14 protein-coding genes, 1 tRNA gene and 1 other annotated feature are annotated in these 14,729 nt (G+C 53.3%); of the genes, 5 read left to right on the top strand and 10 right to left on the bottom strand.

Translation table 11 applies throughout. The features are described from left to right. Positions 1 to 104: 104 nt before the first annotated feature. From P0X86_RS08080 to P0X86_RS08070, 3 genes are all read right to left on the bottom strand, one after another. Positions 105 to 1,238, bottom strand: coding sequence for a P-loop NTPase family protein (locus P0X86_RS08080; protein ID WP_277748294.1), 1,134 nt, complete (start codon positions 1,236 to 1,238; stop codon positions 105 to 107). Continuing rightward, positions 1,232 to 2,905, bottom strand: a complete 1,674-nt coding sequence (locus P0X86_RS08075) for a DEAD/DEAH box helicase (protein ID WP_277748293.1) — start codon at positions 2,903 to 2,905, stop codon at positions 1,232 to 1,234. The genes P0X86_RS08080 and P0X86_RS08075 overlap by 7 nt, the downstream gene beginning before the upstream one ends. Before the next feature lie 152 nt (positions 2,906 to 3,057). Then, positions 3,058 to 3,501 carry a GNAT family N-acetyltransferase gene (locus tag P0X86_RS08070; protein ID WP_090910458.1) on the bottom strand — a complete coding sequence of 148 codons (444 nt, stop codon included), beginning with the start codon at positions 3,499 to 3,501 and terminating at the stop codon, positions 3,058 to 3,060. A 132-nt stretch (positions 3,502 to 3,633) separates the two neighbouring features. Between P0X86_RS08070 and P0X86_RS08065 the strand changes: the two genes are divergently transcribed. From P0X86_RS08065 to P0X86_RS08055, 3 genes are all read left to right on the top strand, one after another. Further along, positions 3,634 to 4,062 carry an EamA family transporter gene (locus P0X86_RS08065; RefSeq protein ID WP_015733993.1) on the top strand — a complete coding sequence of 143 codons (429 nt, stop codon included), beginning with the start codon at positions 3,634 to 3,636 and terminating at the stop codon, positions 4,060 to 4,062. 144 nt (positions 4,063 to 4,206) lie between these two features. Next, entirely contained in the window at positions 4,207 to 4,971 is a 765-nt protein-coding gene (locus P0X86_RS08060; RefSeq protein WP_277748292.1) for a class I SAM-dependent methyltransferase, read from the top strand. A 57-nt stretch (positions 4,972 to 5,028) separates the two neighbouring features. Further along, positions 5,029 to 5,253, top strand: a binding site (T-box leader). Positions 5,254 to 5,312: 59 nt separating this feature from the next. Further along, positions 5,313 to 7,175, top strand: a complete 1,863-nt coding sequence (locus P0X86_RS08055) for an arginine--tRNA ligase (protein WP_277748291.1) — start codon at positions 5,313 to 5,315, stop codon at positions 7,173 to 7,175. An 84-nt stretch (positions 7,176 to 7,259) separates the two neighbouring features. On the opposite strand, the gene P0X86_RS08050 is transcribed toward P0X86_RS08055, so the two are convergent. The 3 genes from P0X86_RS08050 to P0X86_RS08040 form a co-directional block, all read right to left on the bottom strand. Next, complete coding sequence (locus P0X86_RS08050) at positions 7,260 to 7,700, bottom strand: hypothetical protein (RefSeq protein WP_096775385.1); 441 nt, start codon at positions 7,698 to 7,700, stop codon at positions 7,260 to 7,262. Between the two features lie 60 nt (positions 7,701 to 7,760). Then, positions 7,761 to 8,225, bottom strand: a complete 465-nt coding sequence (locus P0X86_RS08045; protein ID WP_096775384.1) for a GNAT family N-acetyltransferase — start codon at positions 8,223 to 8,225, stop codon at positions 7,761 to 7,763. 698 nt (positions 8,226 to 8,923) lie between these two features. Beyond that, a tRNA-Arg gene (locus P0X86_RS08040) sits at positions 8,924 to 8,997 on the bottom strand. Between the two features lie 159 nt (positions 8,998 to 9,156). Here P0X86_RS08040 and P0X86_RS08035 point away from each other — a divergent pair. After that, complete coding sequence (locus P0X86_RS08035) at positions 9,157 to 9,453, top strand: magnetosome magnetite crystal formation protein family (protein WP_015733988.1); 297 nt, start codon at positions 9,157 to 9,159, stop codon at positions 9,451 to 9,453. Between the two features lie 50 nt (positions 9,454 to 9,503). Here the strand turns inward: P0X86_RS08035 and P0X86_RS08030 are convergent, their stop codons facing one another. The 3 genes from P0X86_RS08030 to P0X86_RS08020 form a co-directional block, all read right to left on the bottom strand. Beyond that, positions 9,504 to 10,985, bottom strand: coding sequence for a copper amine oxidase N-terminal domain-containing protein (locus P0X86_RS08030; protein WP_277748290.1), 1,482 nt, complete (start codon positions 10,983 to 10,985; stop codon positions 9,504 to 9,506). A gap of 297 nt (positions 10,986 to 11,282) precedes the next feature. Then, complete coding sequence (locus P0X86_RS08025; protein ID WP_036662602.1) at positions 11,283 to 11,648, bottom strand: hypothetical protein; 366 nt, start codon at positions 11,646 to 11,648, stop codon at positions 11,283 to 11,285. Between the two features lie 52 nt (positions 11,649 to 11,700). After that, the gene (locus tag P0X86_RS08020; protein WP_096775382.1) at positions 11,701 to 12,015 is read right to left on the bottom strand and encodes a hypothetical protein; all 315 of its coding nucleotides are present in this window, start codon (positions 12,013 to 12,015) and stop codon (positions 11,701 to 11,703) included. Positions 12,016 to 12,177: 162 nt separating this feature from the next. Here P0X86_RS08020 and asnB point away from each other — a divergent pair, with 162 nt between their 5' ends. Then, positions 12,178 to 14,022 carry an asparagine synthase (glutamine-hydrolyzing) gene (asnB, locus tag P0X86_RS08015; RefSeq protein WP_277748289.1) on the top strand — a complete coding sequence of 615 codons (1,845 nt, stop codon included), beginning with the start codon at positions 12,178 to 12,180 and terminating at the stop codon, positions 14,020 to 14,022. A 72-nt stretch (positions 14,023 to 14,094) separates the two neighbouring features. On the opposite strand, the gene P0X86_RS08010 is transcribed toward asnB, so the two are convergent. Continuing rightward, entirely contained in the window at positions 14,095 to 14,727 is a 633-nt protein-coding gene (locus P0X86_RS08010; protein ID WP_015733983.1) for an XTP/dITP diphosphatase, read from the bottom strand. Positions 14,728 to 14,729 lie beyond the last annotated feature (2 nt).

The raw sequence follows: 14,729 nt of genomic DNA, 5'->3' as shown, positions 1-14,729 counted from the left end.
TTTTCCCTCAATTAACGGCCCCTGGGTCCGTTAAGGCAGCGCAGCACGGTGCATCACCCCCCATCCCATGACTCCCTCCACATTCCGCGAACACTCCGGATCCTCTACCTCCAAGCACTAACCCGCTCCGATTTCTTCACGAACATGGAGGACAAAGCCCGCGTTCGCGCGGTCAGGAGCATTTTTCTGCCTTCCGGCGTACGGGTGTAGACCAGCTCGGCCGGACCGATATGCTTGCGCCACAGCCGGGCAAAGCGTTCCGCATGCTCTTTTCGACGTCCGATTTCCTCCGGTACGGCATGGTAATCCCGCCTGGTCGCAAACCGGCCCCGCGATTCGCGGTACAAAAGATAACGCGGGTTCTCGATCGGGTCCAGCACCTGCTGCAGCGAATTCAGGAAAAGCGTCTTCTCCTGGGTGGTTCCGTCTTTTAGCCAACACACGACGGCTCCTCCTTCCTCCACCGCCCTCAACCGGTGAAGGCTTGGCTCGGTTTCGACCAGCCCCATATCGTATAGCGCCGTATACACGACGAGAGCCACTTCTCGAATGCTCCGCTCCAGCGATTGATGACGCATTACCATTTTGACGGCTTTAAATATCCAAGGACTGGATACGATCAAGGCAATGGCGGCCGAGAATAGCAGGCTGAACCAAGCCGGCGCGTCCGATTGAAGCAAAACCGGCGACGTTAAGGTCTCCATGAAGGCGCCCAGCCCCAAACCAACGGCAAAAGCAAGCACGGCCTTTACCGTATGCGAGAAAATCAAAGGCTTAGGAATACGCTCCCGATCCACCGTCAGTTCCTCCGTCATGGAGCTGTGAAGGGCAATCGCCGAATTCCATCGCTCCTTCAAGAGATGCCGCTGCCTCGCCCGCTCCCATGTGTCGCGGTTATAGGCGCTGATGCTTTCTGCGGTTTGGCTTTTCCGAAGATCAAGTCCCATGCGCTCCATGCCCGACTCTATGGTTTGATGCGAGATCGATAGACCGACGAGAGATCGAAATCTGCGCGCAAGCGAGCTCAAATCCTCGCCCCCATCGATTTGGGCGGTATCGACGCATGCCAGATGCCAGATCGCTCCGGTCTTATCCGGGTTCCCGCGTTGGGCCCGAATCGCCCGTCCCCGCATCTGGTTGGACAGCATGAACGAGCCTACATACGATGCCATGATCAAGGAATTGATCCCGGGAGCATCCCATCCCTCGCCCAGGAGAGCCGCCGTACCGATCAGCACCTGAATGCCCCCTCTGAAAACACCTCCGTTATAATAGCCACGATAGCCGAGCGATTTGCATCGCGAACATCCATCGTTACATAACGGCCGTCATGGGCAAGGTGACGTTCCGACAAGCGGAGGCCCCGTCGATCGGCGCAAGTCCTGGCCAAAGGCATAGCCGTCACCGGGAGCACCACAAAGGAGCCTGTCAAAATACCGATGGGCAACTCGCGATCGCCCCGTGAGCCGCTTTTCTCCGCTAGCTGCCTTCGGATCAGCTCAAAAATCGGAACAACGCCGAGCCGATTCAGCGGCTTCTCGTCGTCCGCATCCTTCGGCAGGTCCTCCTTGCGGATATAATCGGTCAAGATCACCATCCGCATGCTCTCCCCCAGCATGGAGCGCTCGAATTCAAGAATGCGGCCGATGCTGTGCAATTTCGAGACGCTCTGGACCAGCATTTTATCAATCGCAGGCGTCGATCTGATATACACCTTCCGCCGTTCAATCATCCCCAACCGGCTGAGCCTCTTCTGCAACGCCTTTAACTCCGGCAGCTCGCGATCAATATGGGCGTCTTTATACAGCATGCCGCCAAGGAGCTCCTCCAGCCACTCCTCCGTAAAGTCGGGCGCTTCCTTCTCTTCCATGCCGAGCAGCTTCACAGCCTCCTTCCAGATCGGCCGATTGGCCGCTCGCAGATAGAGCACCATGCTGGAGTAATACCCCGGGGAGGACAAAATGTCCTCCATGTACGCCTCGGACCGTGTTATCCAGGGGTGATGGACGATCAAATCCGCCAAAAACTCATCTCGGACCAACTCGTCTTTGACCTGTTGTGCCTGCATTCGAAATTCCCGCAGTTTAGCGGCCTCTTCATGAGTTGGCCTTGTCAGGCTGATATAATCCTGATGGGGACACAACTCCCCATGGCGAACCAGCTCGGGCACGCTGATCTCCTCGTCGATAGGGCCGCAAAGCTCGATATACCGCTGCCATTCCCTCGGATTGACATCGTATGGCGGAGTGGCCGTAAGCGCAATCTTGGTCGGCTCGTCCAGCATTTCGCACAGCTGCATGGCGCTTTGCCACCAAGACATTCGAAGATGATGCGCCTCGTCAAAAATAAGCGTATGATATCCCTGCTGCTTCAACAGATCCAGAGCTTCTTGAGCCTCGGTGCCGTCCGTGATATCGTCCTCGCGGTCAGCGTCCCTCCCGGCCGGTTCAGCCTCAGCGTCTTCCATGCCCGTATCCGAAAACTCCTGATTCTCATCACCGGTTTGGTCCGCTTGCACCATCCCCGCGATGACCTTCTTCTTCGCAGAAGTCGGCTGCCCTGCTGCACTAATCAGGCTGTGTAGGGCTTGGTAGGTCGTAATCGTTACCAATGCCGGTCGCTTGAGCGAGGTCGAGACCCACTCCGGCTGGACATCTTCGTCAAGAAACAGCTCCACCAGACGGCTTGCCCATTGCTGTTTAATGGTGATGGTGGGAGCCAATATAATCGTCGGCCGATTAATCCGAAGCATGACCTCCAATCCAAGAACGGTCTTCCCCGAACCGGGCGGCGCCACCAGATGCAATTGGCGATTCTTCAGATGATGGTCAAGCCCGTGGAGCACGCGCTTCTGATAGGAGCGCCAAGGATAGCGGAACGACAGGTTGCTCGGAAAAAACTTCATTGACTCCTCCAGTTTAGCTGCACTCCCTTTTTCATTGGATAGGTTAAAACATACCGTCTATCGATGTTTGTTCTTTCACCCAAAGATAGGCTGCTTTTTTGAAAATATTATACTCGCGATTATCGTGGACTCGGCTGGGCCGATCCATGACATTACCGCAGCTGCATATGAATAAGCGGAAACGGCTTTCCGGAACCGTCGAGCTCCGAACGGCCGATCTGCACGAATCCGTATTTTTTATAAAAAGCGTGGGCCTTGGGGTTCTGTTCATTCACATCCACTTGAAGTCCGGGCCCCTTCAGCCGTTCGGCATGCCGGATCAATTTCGTTCCCGTCCCTTGGCCGTGGTGCAGGGGATCCACAAACAGCATCTCGATTTTGGAGCCGTCCAGTCCGATAAATCCAATCGCTTCCTGTTCCGTATTCAAGCACATCCATATCTCCACGGACCTCAGTGCCCCGCTTTGCATCATGCCATAATAGAACCGGATATCTTCCTCCGTCAGAAAATCGTGCGTTTGGGATACGGCACGAAGCCATAATTCCACCAGCTGATCATGGTAAGCTTCTGTATAAGCCGCGATATGATGTGTCATTTTTCATCCAGCCCTTTCCAAGTCGTTCAATACTTTGAACATTCATGAGATCCTTCAAATTGCTCTATACTATTATAAAGGAATCCGGTACATTAATCAGAGACTTTATCTTGTCGAAAAGGAGAGGTACGCATGCCATTATGGCTTGTATACGCATTGCTGTCGGCAGTCACGGCGGCACTTGTGGCCATTTTCGGAAAAATAGGCCTGCAGAACATCGATGCCAATTCGGCAACGGCCATTCGCTCCGTCATTATGGCCCTGTTTCTGCTGGGGGTCGTAGCGGTTCAGGGGAAATTCTCGGAGCTCGGAGAAATTCTGGTTCAGAAAAAGGCACTCAGCTTTATTGTGCTCAGCGGCATCGCGGGCGCGTTGTCCTGGCTGTTTTATTTTCTGGCGTTAAAATACGGCAAAGTATCGCAGGTAGGCCCTATCGATAAATTGAGCGTGGTTATTGCCGTGATCCTGGCCTTTGTGTTTCTGGGTGAGAAAATCTCCTGGATTAACGCAGCCGGCGTTGCACTCATTGCCGTTGGCGCGCTTCTTGTTGCCGTTAAATAGTCCTCTGCATAAAACCGCTGACAAAGCGGCTTTTTGTTCCCCCTCTTATTAGTTAAACCTATCAGCGTTATCGAATTTATATATTTCTAATTATAAGCCGATCATGTCACAATGAGGATAAATCATGCGTGGAGGGGTGTTGTTATGTCAGAGCAAGTATGGAAACCTTACGATTACGATCGACAGCTATCGTTTGTATCTGCTTATGGAAAAGGAGCTGCAGAGCTGCTGGCGCCTCAACCCGGAGAACGGATTCTCGATCTGGGCTGCGGAACCGGCGACTTGACTCATGAAATATCCAAATCGGGCGCACATGTAACCGGCATGGATTATTCCAGCGAGATGATTGAGCGGGCCAAAAGCAAATATCCTGGACTTCCGTTTCTGACCGGGGATGGCGAGAACTTCGAAACCGAAACGCCATACGATGCCGTCTTCTCAAACGCGGCCCTGCACTGGATGAAGGATGCTGAAGGCGTGGTACGCTCCGTACGTGGAGCCCTTAAGCCCGGCGGCCGATTCGTTGCCGAGTTCGGAGGCAAAGGGAATATAGACGGCATCTACCAAGCCTTGAAAACCGTGTTCGCCGATCATTACGGAATCGATGCGGACGCCCGGAATCCGTGGTATTTTCCTAGTCTTGGGCAGTATGCCAGCCTGCTTGAAGCCCAAGGGTTCCGCGTGCATCTCGCCCATCATTTCGACCGTCCCACGCGATTATCCGAAGGCAAGGACGGCATAAAGCATTGGCTGCTGCATTTTGGCGATTGCTTTTTTGCCGGATTCTCGGCTGAATCGAAGGACGAAGCGATCGCTCGCATCAGCCTAGCTGCTCAATCGACGCTATGGCAAGAGGATGCTTTCTACGCGGATTACCGGCGCCTGCGAGTATTTGCAGAAAAGATTTAGCCATTGGGGGTTGCTTTTCTAAATAGAATGGTTATAATATGAAAAAACTTGAGAATATTATTTTCGTTGATTGGGAGAGTAACTGCACTGACTTTAGTCCAAGCGAGCCGGGAGGGTGGAAACCGGTACAAAGTCGGCCGTGAAGCGGACCCAGGAGATGGCCTTCCGAAGCACCATGCTGTAGGGAGCCCCGGCTTACGCCGTTATCGTATGAAGGTGGTTAGACCCTTGCGGGGTTTAACAACAAGAGTGGTACCGCGAGCACAAGTCCTCGTCTCTTTTGGAGATGAGGGCTTTTTTGATTTTCTGAGTCGTTTTATTTTTTTAAAGGGGGATTTACCGTGTTAAGTCATAAGATTATTTCGAGCCTTCAACAAGCCGTGAACCAGGTCTGCGAAGCTTACGGCACCAAACTGCCGGAGTCCACTCCGATCCGGATCGAGCAGCCTGCCAGCATGGAGCATGGGGATTACGCAACCAACGTTGCGATGCAGCTTGCGAAGGTGCTCCGCAAGGCTCCCCTGCAAATCGCCGAGCTGATCCAAGCCGAGCTCGAGCAGGACGCATCCTACAAACAGCTCGTCCGCTCGACTGAGATTGTCGCTCCGGGCTTTATGAATCTGCGCATCGATTGGGAGTATTGGGCGAGCCACCATTTTGAACTCCCCCCGGCAGCTAACGAAAAGATCGTCATTGAGCACACGTCCATCAACCCGAATAAGTCCGCCCATATCGGGCATCTTCGAAATTCCTGTATCGGAGATACGCTCGTGAGATTGATGAGGAAGCTGGGTTATGAGGTCGAGGTGCATAATTATATCGACGACCTGGGCAATCAGCTGGCGGATACGGTGGTCGGCTTGCTCCACACGCCGCTGACGAAGGAGCATGCCCGGTTCGGCGATTACTGCTGGGACGTGTATTCAAGCACCAATAAAGCCTACGAAAGGGAGCCGGGGCTGGTTCAGCATCGGACCGAGGTTCTGCACGCATTGGAAGAGGGCAATCAGAACCTTTCCTGGATCGGACTGCTTGTTGCCGAGCGAATCGTTAAGGAGCATCTTGAGGAGATGAAGCAGTTCGGCATCGAATACGATCTGCTTGTATGGGAGAGCAGCATTGTTAGGGAGGGATTCTGGGCGTCCGCGTTCGAGCTGTTGAAGAATACCCCGCTTTTCCATCAGGAAACCGAGGGTAAACTTGCAGGCTGCTGGGTGCTCAAGCAATCAGGAACCGAAGCCGGAGACGAGGCGGAGTCGGACCACAGCATCGATAAAGTGCTGGTGCGCTCCAATGGCATCCTGACTTACACCGCCAAGGACATCGCCTACCACTTGTGGAAATACGGCGTGCTTTCCAATGATTTTGTATATAAAAAATTCACCGACGAGGTTTGGACCACGAGCTCGCACGGCGAGGAGCGTTCTTACGGCAAAGCGGACATGGTCATCAACGTCATTGATTACAGGCAGCAGTACCCGCAGGCGATGGTGAAGCAGGCTTTGGAAGGCCTGGGCTTCCAACAAGAGGCTGAGAAGCTGCGCCATGTCAGTTACGGCGTCGTCTCGTTAAGCCCTTCCGCTGCAGCGGATCTCGGCATCGATACTTCCGACGGTAAGGCATCCTATGCGATGTCCGGACGTCAGGGAATCGGAATCAAAATCACCGAGCTTATTCATCAAGTAGCCAAGGTCATCGAGGACACCCGATCCGATAAAAACGGTTTGTCCAGCCATGCGATCGCAACCGCCTCCATCCGTTACTACCTGCTTCGCTTTGCACTGCAAACCGAGGTGGTGTTCGATCTGAAGCAGGCCACTGAAATATCGGGGAATACGGGGGTGTATTTGCTCTATTCCTACGCGCGTGCACTCAGCGTGCTTAATAAGGCTCAAGAAGCCGAGGTTACGCCGTCTGTGCCTGCCCGGTTCCCTGCCATGGAAAGAGCGGAACATGCGCTGCTGCGGCATATCAGCACCTGGCATGATACCTTATATGCCGCCGGACGGGATCTATCTCCTAGTGCCATCTGCAACTTCACCTATGAGCTGTGCTCCCTGTTCAACAATTTTTACTCGGCATGCCCGATTCTGAAGGCGAAGGAGGAAGTGCTCCAATTCCGCGTATGGCTCACTTCCTTATTCAAAAACACCCTTGGCGAAGCGCTGGAGGTGCTGGGTTTGCCTACTCCGAGCCGGATGTAAATTCACTCTGATGAATGAGCGGATCATGCCTAATAAAAAAGCCACCGTACTATTATGTTGATCAAGTACGGTGGCTATCTTATTTTATTGCAATCCTCTGACGGTCAATCTGACCTGAACGCCGTCTGACGCCGGCTCTTCCTGCAGGGTCCAGTTGACAGCCAGCGCTTCCTTCAAGCGAGCCAACTGCTCCTTCTGGAGCTTCAATCCTTCAATGATGCCCTCGCCCACGCTGAAATCGGATTCCGAGCTGATGCGGAAGGCTTCCTCCAGCCAGATCTTCAACCCGTTCCGGGTATTAAACGTAATTTGGTACCCCTCGCTAACGGCTTTCTCCAAATCTTCCCCATGCTCTTTTGCGTAAGAGAATAATTCCTCATAGTGAAAATGACCGTTATTGGCGATCTGGAATCTCTCTGCGTCTCCTGAGCGCACAGCCTCCAGCAGATCGGAAGAAGTCAGCCCCGATTTTCTGGCATGCTCCAATAGAATGGCGGTATTCTGTGATATTTTAGTAAGCTGCATGCTCGATGCCTCCTCGATAGGGTTCGTAAAATATTTTTCTTCTATTATAAGACCAAATGGCTAGGATGTCAGACTCTTCTCAAAACATAAACTATATTCGCACCCGATGTATTCGCCAAACGGTTCAATCTGGGCATACCCCAGCTTCTTGTAAAAATGAACGGATTCCTTCTGCGGTTCGCCTGTTTCCAGGCGCGAGAAACGATAGCCCCGCGTCTTCGCTTGCTCTTCCAGAAAGAGCAGGATCCGGGAAGCTACTCCCCTATTTCGATACGGGACATCCACGAAAAACCGTTTAATTTCAACCGATTCTGCATCCAGCGGCCGGATGGCTCCGCAGCCGACAGGCTGGCCATCATGGTAAGCCACCACGAATAGCGTTTCGTTTACCTTGGGATCGGCCAGATCCAGCCCGAATATCCCTTCCGCCGGGTATAACGTCGATAAGTAATCGTCCAGCTTCGCGATGAGCTCCTGAAGATCCTTGTGAGTCTCTCTTACCAAAGTCATAGTGATATCATTCATCCCATGTATCCCCTCCACTGTTTCTAATCGTGTCACGAATACCTTTCGTTTGCAAGAAAACCTTCAGGCCGACATCCTAACGAAGCGTAGGCGCAGGCGAACCCCCAATTGGGGTTCTCATCCTCACGGGACGTTTTGTCCCAGTCGGGATACGGCCTTCCAGGCCGACTGCGATGTAATCCTAACGAAGCGTATGCGCAGGCGAACCCCCAATTGGGGTTCTCATCCTCATGGGACGTTTTGTCCCAGTCGGGATGCGGCCTTCCAGGCCGACTGCGATGTAATCCTAACGAAGCGTATGCGCAGGCGAACCCCCAATTGGGGTTCTCATCCTCATGGGACGTTTTGTCCCAGTCGGGATGCGGCCTTCCAGGCCGACTGCGATGTAATCCTAACGAAGCATAGGCGCAGGCGGACCCCTACTCGGGGTTCTCATCCTCACGGGACGTTTCGTCCCAGTCGGGATGCGGCCTTCCAGGCCGACTGCGATGTAATCCTAACGAAGCGTATGCGCAGGCGGACCCCCAATTGGGGTTCTCATCCTCACGGGACGTTTTGTCCCAGTCGGGATGCGGCCTTCCAGGCCGACTGCGAAGTAATCCTAACGAAGCGTATGCGCAGGCGAACCCCCAATTGGGGTTCATTACCCTTCTGGAATACGCAAAGAAGCTGCCAGGATTGGCAGCTTCTTTCTTTTACGTCCCAGAAGGGATTCGAACCCCTGACCGACGGCTTAGAAGGCCGTTGCTCTATCCAGCTGAGCTACTGGGACATATATGTATGAAAATGTTTTAAACAGTAACGAAGTATATTATATCGCATCTTTTGATTTTTTCAAAGTACTTTTTTTCGGGCTGATCACCTGACCGAATCAGGAGCCTGCTTACTGGGTAATATGTAAACATGAGAATGACTTCAGGAGCGTGATACCATGAGACAGCTTTTATCCTCTTTATCGTATTTCAGCATCTTCTTTGCACCGTTCATCCTCCCTGTCCTTGTATGGATTCTATCTCCGGACGCCTATGTGGCCAAGCACGCACGCCGCGCCCTGTTCTCCCATCTGTTCCCCGTTATAGCAGCGATCCCGTTAATCTACATGGCCGTGACCTCGGGCTCCTTCGGTTCCGTCATCGGATACCTCATTCTGTTCGGCATCATCTATTTCGGGGCTTTTGTGTATAACGTGATCATGGGCATTCAGGTGCTGAGGGAGCACGCTTATTGAACTTACCCTATAAAAAAGGACCATGCGCTTACCGCATGGTCCTTTTCGCATTATTTGGTCGTAATCAATACCATTTTCTCATTGCCGTCCCATTTCACTTCACAGCCCAGCGCGGATGCCACGAAACGCAGCGGTACCATCGTGGTGCCCTTCACCATCCGTGGCGCCGAATCCAGCGTAACCGTCTTCCCGTTAACGACCGCTTGCTTGGAGCCCATCTTCAGCTTGATTTGGGTCGAGCCTTTGGAGGAGGATACGCTTTGCGTCTTTTGGTCCCATTTGACCGAAGCATCGAGGGATTCGAAGATCGGACGCATAGGCACAAGAACGCTTCCTCCGACCATCACCGGCGACTGCGCATAGGATTGGAGCTGGCCGTTGATTTTGATGCGGATCGGCGCTTCTCCGATTTCTCTGCCGGATTGGTCATAATATTTCAGCTTCACGCTTTTGACCCGAGTATCGTAATCAATGCGCAAGGTCGTCGTTTCATTGGCGGTCATGAACATGGAGTCCGTATCGGTCCCCAAGGAGCGTCCCTTCGCATCGTACGCCGTCGATTTCACGGTAATCCGTTGCGACACATCCCCGTTCTCCACGCCGATCGTAACGACAAGCTTGTTGTTGATGGTCGTTCTGCCCTCGGCTATGATTTTAGGCGTCTGGCTGTTGCCTGTCAGGAACACCTTCAGGTCGCTGATGGCTTTGCCGCCTTCCAGCTCGGCCTGGAAATTCGCGATTTCGTTGGATGAAAGATACCCGGACGTCGTGTTGACCTCCAGAACCTTGCCGCCGGCGTTGCTGCCGACAACGATGACGCCGGCCTGCCCGCCTTTATTCCGGTTTTGAATCGAACCGGTAACGATAAGCTTTCCGTTCTCCAGGCGGCTGCCGGATTGCAGCAGCTTCACGGCATCTTCAACCGGATCAACGACCGATACCTTTACGCTCTTGATCAGCTTCGCTGCTTTAAGCTCTACGACGAAGGTGCCGACATCGCTGCCGCCAAAGTAGCTGTCCGCCGATGTCACTTCGACCGCTTTGCCGGAAGCATCATACCCTACGGCGAGCATACCCACATTGTGCCCGACCGTAGAATTCTGCACGACGCCAGAAACGTTGACCACGCCGTTGCTCGTATAGTATCCGGATGCCAGCAGCCGCGCCTGATCACCAGCCGGTCCTGCCGGGAGCACTTCCACCCGCTTGACGCTGCTGCCGCTGTCAAGGTCCACTTCATATGTACCGATTTCGTCGCTCATCATATATTCGGAATCACCGACTGCCTCGAGCGCTTGGCCGTTTGCATCGTAACCGACAACATAGAATCCCGCTTCCGCTCCGGTTCCTCCGTTGCGAATGTCCGCCGTCACGCGCATCTTGCCGTTCACGAGCTCATGAGACGATTCAAGAACCGTAACGTTCTGCGTTGCTTCGGCGCTTGCCGGCATTTGCACGGATCCCAAGGTAAGCGACAACGCCAGGAATCCCGCTCCCCATAGCTTGACGATATGTTTATTCCATCTGCCCAATTCCAATCTCCCCTTGTCCATTATGTTAGTAGATGACACTAATCCAACATTATAGGGAGGATTCTCCAGTAATCATATAGAGGAAAAGCCCTATTTGTATCTATTTCGTAAACAAGGATACCGGCTGGTCCATACTCCCTACCGCAGCGAAATCGAAATCGACAAGAAACCTATCTTTGTTCGACCTTTTTTGCAGAACTGCGTAAAAACCCCATGCAATCTTTCATAGATGAACCTGCACATGCAAAAAGAGATCTGCCGATGGTATCCGGTCAGATCTCTTCGTTCGTCAAAGCTCTAGAAATATTGAGGGCCTTCGCTGAGCCGCTGGTTCAGCTGCTCATATAGCTGGCCTGTCGAAAGCAGCTGCTGCTTGAATGCATCGCGGTCTTCCTCTGCCGTGGACTGAACGTTGTTCTCGAATGCTTCGTCCGTGGCATCCACAAAAGCATCATGCATGCTGTTGTCGAACCAGTCCACCTCCATGCTGGCGTTGCTGCGGACAATTTTCACCAGCTCGTAGCCTCCCAATGGGGAAGATGGCGTCAGATAAGCCAGCAATGCGCTTTCTCCTTCCGCGGCAGGATAGACTTCTACCTCTGCGCACGGGGCGCCGTTTACTTCCGTAATCCGGCGGATTTTTGCATCTCTGATTGCATACATCATACATTCTCCTTCATCAAGATGTACTGGGACAGCACGATCCTTCATATTTTCATGTCAAATCGGAGAGCAGCCGCAGCTCTTCCATTTGCTGGCGCGTAGCCGGCGTACCCAATTGATAAATGGTTCGATACACCTTGTCCAAGGAAGATTGAAACAGGGCGTTGGCGCTTTGTTGCGGCGTATCCGGCCAAGGAAACATGTAGCCTGTCGCTTCTTCGTCCTTCTCCTGCATCATATCCAGTTCAATCCGAACTTGATCGGCCTCTTCAGGCGTTGCTTCGATCTCCCATTCATAAGCGCTCGCTCCCTGCTCGGTCAGCACGGACCGGCTCTGCACGGAAACATAATAGGTTGACTTCTCCATGGACGCATCTCTCCTTCTCTTTGATATTCGTCCTCTTTCTTAGTTTTCGTAAAAGGACAGACATTTTATGCCTTCCTTCGGCATATATCTGTATCACTTTGGCGACGTAGGATGAAAAAGAGTGGACAGCGTATGACAAAGACAAAGAGAGGATGAACCGTCATGTGCGGAATAACCGGTTTTATACAATGGAGCGGCGATTTGACGCAGGACTCGCAGCTGCTGGTAAAAATGACAGAAAGTTTGGCTCACCGCGGACCTGACGGATCCGGCACCTGGATTTCCAACCCGTGCGCATTCGGTCACCGAAGACTCAGCGTGATCGACCCCGAAAATGGCGCTCAGCCGATGATCATTCATCAGGAAGAGGAAGTCTATGCCATTGTATATAACGGGGAATTATATAATGCTGCGGAGCTTAAAGACGAATTGGTACGACGCGGTCATCGTTTCAATACCAAATGTGACACGGAAGTTTTGTTAGTCTCCTATATCGAATGGGGCCCCGAGTGTTTGGAGCGCCTCAATGGAATATTTGCTTTCGCTATTTGGGACAGCGTCCGGGAACAGGTATTTTTGGCTCGGGACCGGGTGGGAGTGAAACCCCTATTCTACAGCTATATTGACGGAACGCTTGTATTCGGCTCGGAACCGAAAGCGTTGCTGCAGCATCCGAAGGTGGAGCCCGTCGTAGGGGCCGAAGGGCTTGCGGAAGTATTTATTATCGGCCCGGCGCGTACCCCTGGACATGGCGTCTACAAGGACATATCGGAGCTCCGGCCCGGCATGGCCATGATCTTTAACCGGGAAGGCTTGCGCAAGTATACTTATTGGAAGCTGGAAAGCAAACCCCACGAGGATGATGCCGACCAAACGGCAAGCTTCCTTCGCGATCTTCTCCGCGACACCGTGGAGCGTCAGCTGGTCTCCGACGTACCGGTCTGCTCCCTGTTATCCGGCGGGCTCGATTCCAGCGCGCTTTCCTCGCTGGCCGTCGATTACTACAAGCGGACGGGCCAAGGACAAGTGCACACCTACTCCGTGGATTATGTGGACAACAACAAACACTTTAAGTCCCATTCCTTCCAGCCGGGAGCGGATGCGCCATGGATTAAACGGATGAACGAGGAACTGGGCACGAACCACCATTGGATCGAATTCGACACGCCCGAACTGGTAGAAGCACTGGATGTCTCCACGCAAAAACGGGATCTTCCGGGCATGGCCGACGTGGATGCTTCCTTGCTTCTCTTCTGCCGCGAGATTAAAAAAGGCGCAACCGTCGCCATATCCGGTGAAGCCGCTGATGAAATATTCGGCGGTTACCCTTGGTTCCACCGGGAAGAAATGCTCAATTCCGGTACCTTTCCGTGGTCCGTCGCGCCGGATATGAGAGCCGGGCTGCTGTCTGCCGAAATCCGAGACTGGATCAAGCCGCTGGAATACCTCGGGGACCGCTACTCCGATGCGGTAGCCGAAGTGCCTAAGCTGGACGGGGAGACCGGGCAGCAGGCCAAAATGCGGATCATGTCTTACCTCAATATCACCCGCTTCATGCCAACCCTGCTTGACCGCAAGGACCGGATGAGCATGGGCGTTGGACTGGAAGTCCGGGTACCCTATACCGATCACCGCCTAATCGATTACGTGTGGAACATCCCTTGGAGCATCAAAACGACAGGTGACCGGGAGAAGGGCATTCTGCGCAAGGCCCTTGAAGGCGTGCTGCCGGATGACGTCCTGTACCGCAAAAAAAGCCCGTATCCGAAAACCCATAATCCGAACTATCTGGCGGCCGTCAAAGCGCAGGTGCTGTCCATTCTGGATGACTCTTCTTCGCCGCTCCTGCCGCTCATCGATACCGCCCGGATCCGGGAGCTGGCATCTTCGCCGGATGCTTCCTCCAATCTGCCTTGGTTCGGCCAATTGATGTCAGGTCCGCAGCTGTTTGCCTACCTGGCCCAGGTTCATTTCTGGCTCAAAGAATATAACGTATCCATCCGTTAAGTCCTATGGACTGCGACAAATCAAAAAAACCATACCGGCATATGCCGGTATGGTTTTTTCGCGAATGGTATATCAATTAAGCGCCTGCAGGTCCGCTACAAGCTTTCGCAGCGCTTTTCCCCTGTGGCTGATCTCCTGCTTCTCCTCCAGGGAAAGCTCGGCCATCGTCTTCTCATGGCTTGGCAAATAGAAGAGCGGGTCATACCCAAAACCACCCGCTCCGGCAGGATCCGAAGTGATCCAGCCTTCAACGTTCCCCTCCGCCTCGAGCTTTTCTCCCGAGACCGGATCATACAGCACCAGAACGCAGACGAACCGGGCCGGACTTAGCAGGGGCTGCTCAGTGTCCTCGCCGAGCCTTAACCGTTCGAGCTCGCCGAGCAGCTTCTCGTTATTGTCCTCGTCCGCGCCATGCTCACCCGCATACCTGGCGGAATAAACGCCGGGCGCGCCGTTCAGCGCATCCACACACAATCCGGAATCATCGGCCAGCACAGGCAATCCCAGTGCGTCACCGACTTCCTTGGCTTTTTTGAATGCATTGGCTGCGAAGGTTGCTCCATCCTCAACGACGTCAGGCAGATCAGGGTAATCGTACATGCTCTTTACATCCGTGCCGAAAGCAGCAAAAGCATGCGCGAATTCCTTGACTTTCCCCTGATTGCGTGTAGCTACAATGAGTGTATCTCCAAGTGTCAGTTTCATGG

Source organism: Paenibacillus sp. BR1-192, assembly GCF_029542445.1.
Taxonomy (GTDB): domain Bacteria; phylum Bacillota; class Bacilli; order Paenibacillales; family Paenibacillaceae; genus Paenibacillus_AQ; species Paenibacillus_AQ lautus_A.
Note: the sequence above shows the minus strand (reverse complement) of the source record. Positions and strands in the feature narration are given on the sequence as shown.

Bases quoted from the DNA above. Each gene is read 5' to 3' on its own strand.
- P0X86_RS08075 (WP_277748293.1), bottom strand. From the start codon at position 2,905: ATGAAGTTTTTTCCGAGCAACCTGTCGTTCCGCTATCCTTGGCGCTCC.
- P0X86_RS08070 (WP_090910458.1), bottom strand. From the start codon at position 3,501: ATGACACATCATATCGCGGCTTATACAGAAGCTTACCATGATCAGCTG.
- P0X86_RS08065 (WP_015733993.1), top strand. From the start codon at position 3,634: ATGCCATTATGGCTTGTATACGCATTGCTGTCGGCAGTCACGGCGGCA.
- P0X86_RS08060 (WP_277748292.1), top strand. From the start codon at position 4,207: ATGTCAGAGCAAGTATGGAAACCTTACGATTACGATCGACAGCTATCG.
- P0X86_RS08050 (WP_096775385.1), bottom strand. From the start codon at position 7,700: ATGCAGCTTACTAAAATATCACAGAATACCGCCATTCTATTGGAGCAT.
- P0X86_RS08045 (WP_096775384.1), bottom strand. From the start codon at position 8,225: ATGAATGATATCACTATGACTTTGGTAAGAGAGACTCACAAGGATCTT.
- P0X86_RS08035 (WP_015733988.1), top strand. From the start codon at position 9,157: ATGAGACAGCTTTTATCCTCTTTATCGTATTTCAGCATCTTCTTTGCA.
- P0X86_RS08025 (WP_036662602.1), bottom strand. From the start codon at position 11,648: ATGTATGCAATCAGAGATGCAAAAATCCGCCGGATTACGGAAGTAAAC.
- P0X86_RS08020 (WP_096775382.1), bottom strand. From the start codon at position 12,015: ATGGAGAAGTCAACCTATTATGTTTCCGTGCAGAGCCGGTCCGTGCTG.
- asnB (WP_277748289.1), top strand. From the start codon at position 12,178: ATGTGCGGAATAACCGGTTTTATACAATGGAGCGGCGATTTGACGCAG.
- P0X86_RS08010 (WP_015733983.1), bottom strand. From the start codon at position 14,727: ATGAAACTGACACTTGGAGATACACTCATTGTAGCTACACGCAATCAG.